Annotated in this window: 1 pseudogene; it reads right to left on the bottom strand. The window is 60.1% G+C overall.

The features are described 5' to 3' along the window. Positions 1 to 625 (bottom strand): annotated as a pseudogene (locus G3O01_RS44890) (hypothetical protein); the annotation flags it as partial. Positions 626 to 868 lie beyond the last annotated feature (243 nt).

Here is an 868-nt window from a genome sequence, read left to right as displayed (position 1 = left end):
TCGTGATGCGCTCGTTGCGAGCTATCAGGAAGCCATACGCAGTGAGCGCGTGGTCGATCGTTGCCCTTTCTTCTACCGACGTCACACTGAATCTCCCGACGAGATTGCCGATGGCGTCACGTGCAATTGAAGGTGCGCCGATCGGCTCAATGGCGGGCTCCTGACCGATCAGGTTACTCGACTCGAACGGCGCGGCCCCTTCCTGAACCGGAACGCCTAACGCTTCAGCAAGGTCCCGAAAGTGAGCAGGAGCCGGTCGAGCCTCGGATGGATCGTCTTCGTAAATGTCGCGATCGAAGACATGCACTTCCACCCCTTCGTCAGTGCTGTACTCCACCATCCCGTCTGAATGCGAGACGAGGACACGAACGCTACGTTGCGAGCTCAATTCGCTGTTCGACGCAAGGTTGATGCGCTCACAAAGGGCGTCGATCCCGTCAGCATCCAACGAAACGTCGTCGCCGCCATCGGTCGCGATATCGTCGATATCGTCCGTACGATTCGCGGGCTCGCCCATCCCGCTGCGCTGATAGAACCGCAGCGCAGCCAAAATTGTGTTTCGCTCCCGAGTCGAACCGAAAGCGAGCTGATCACCGCCATTACCAACGGACGTGGCGACACGCATTGCGCCCACTCCCGGGCCTGCTCGTCTCGCTCGCTCGCACCCCGGAGTCAGGTCCAACACACGGTTCAGCACATCAACGGTCGCCTCGAGTTCTGCACGCGCCTCGTCTTCCACGCGGGGAAACTGTGCGAGAGACAGATCCCCTCTCGAAAGCGCTGATGAGACCTCGTCGATCCGCTTCTGAAGGATTCTCCCCGCCTCGAGAATTGATTGCTCCACCGATTCCGTCGACGCCGACCCGGG

The organism is Burkholderia sp. Ac-20365 (assembly GCF_017104715.1).
Taxonomy (GTDB): Bacteria; Pseudomonadota; Gammaproteobacteria; order Burkholderiales; family Burkholderiaceae; genus Paraburkholderia.
Note: the sequence above shows the minus strand (reverse complement) of the source record. Positions and strands in the feature narration are given on the sequence as shown.